This is a genomic window from Kitasatospora sp. MBT63, assembly GCF_000710465.2.
In the GTDB taxonomy this organism is placed as follows: domain Bacteria; phylum Actinomycetota; class Actinomycetes; order Streptomycetales; family Streptomycetaceae; genus Kitasatospora.
Map to the genome: position 1 here is coordinate 18,922 of NZ_JAIZ01000664.1, position 1,532 is coordinate 20,453.

The following is a 1,532-nucleotide window of genomic DNA, read 5'->3' on the forward strand; positions in this document are numbered from 1 at the left end:
CCGCCAGCCGCCCGCCACCAGCCAAGGGCCGCGGGCCGGGTGCCGTCAGGCCGGCGGGGGGCCGAGGCGCTTGCGCGGGACCTCCGGGCGGAGCCCGGGCGTCCGGCGGTCGGGGCTACGGGCGGCGGCCCCACGCGGTGATCAGGCCGGGGGAGAGGTCCGCGGCCGTCCCCTCGGCGAGAGCCCGCTCGGCCTCGCCGAGGACGGCGGCGTCGACCAGGCCGGTGGCGAGCATCGCCTCCCGGATCCGCGCCCAGGTCTCCAGCCAGAACCCGGCGATCGGGCTGCCCGCGGTCAGCTCCGGCACCAGCACCTCGGCGCCGACCGCGGTCAGCCCCAGCTCGCGCAGCAGCCGCGGGTACCCGGGTGTCCAGCCGACGTCGGTGCCGATGCCGGTGCGCAGGGCCCGCCACATCGCCCGCATCGCCAGCCGGTACGGGGTGTCCGGCGCCCCGGCGGTGGTGAGATCCACTGCATCACCCAGCACCAGGTGGCCGCCGGGGACCAGCAGGCCGGCCAGGCGCGCCGCGACCTCGCGGTGGCCGGGCAGGTGCATCAGCAGGAACCGGGCGTGCACCAGGTCGAAGCGGCCGGGGTCGAAGCCGGGCGCGGTCACATCGGCGGCCAGCGTGCGCAGCCGGCCGCCCGCGTACGGCTCCAGGAAGCGGACGTCCCGGTCGACCGCGAGCACCTCGGCGCCGACCTCCGTGGCCAGCCAGCGGGCGATCGTGCCGGTTCCGGCGCCGACGTCCAGGACCCGGCTGCCCGGCCCCGCACCGAGCGCCCGCAGCCGGGCCCGGGTGAACCCGTCGTACGCCTGTGAGCCCAGGTCGATCCGCTCGCCCTCGCCGGGCCGCCACGGCTGGAACAGCGACTCGCCGTACCCGTGGGCCGGGACCACCGGGGTCTCCGTGGGCCTCGTCTCCTCGGACATCGCGTCCTCCCGTCCGTGCGCGGGCCACCGTCCGCCCGGCGCGGCCGCCGGGACGGCCGCGGCCCGCCGGTGCGGACACCTTCCGAGCGTATCCGCCGTCCGCCGTGCGCACCGCCCGCGCCGGACCCGGCGCACCGCGGACGCCGCGCCGCCCTTCGCCCCCGGGTGCTCCCGGTGCGGCCGCATGGCGCAACCGCCGTACGGGGCGAATGCCTTGACGCAGCGTCGCCGACCGGGTGGTGAGCGGACCGCCGTGACACGGGTGTCCGTTCGACGTGTTCCGTTCAAGCGATCGTTGCCCGATGCTGGGGGGATACGACGCCGGCGCCCCCCATCCTGCTCTTCGGCAGTGCGCCTACGCGCGTAGCTCTGCCCTCTGTCCCCACGGCACGAGGAGTTTGACGCATGCACAGAATCCCCCGCTCCACCCTCCGCGGCCCGGCCGCCCTACTCGCCACCGCCCTCGCGGCCACCTTCGCCGCGCTCACCGGTCTCGGCGCGGCCCCGCAGCAGGCCGCCGCCGCCCCGGCGCCGGCCGCCGCCGCGGCAGCCGCCCCCCACCGGGTGCTGTTCGACAACACCAAGGCCGAGACGGCCG

At 77.9% G+C, this 1,532-nt stretch carries 1 protein-coding gene and 1 pseudogene; one reads left to right on the forward strand and one right to left on the reverse strand.

Annotated elements, in window-relative coordinates; all coding sequences use genetic code 11:
- Positions 1-115: 115 nt before the first annotated feature.
- A complete protein-coding gene (locus AA75_RS34825) occupies positions 116-934 on the reverse strand; it encodes a class I SAM-dependent methyltransferase (RefSeq protein WP_051813987.1) in 819 nt (272 codons plus the stop codon).
- Between the two features lie 405 nt (positions 935-1,339).
- Between AA75_RS34825 and AA75_RS34830 the strand changes: the two are divergent.
- A pseudogene (locus AA75_RS34830) lies at positions 1,340-1,532 on the forward strand (hypothetical protein); the annotation flags it as partial.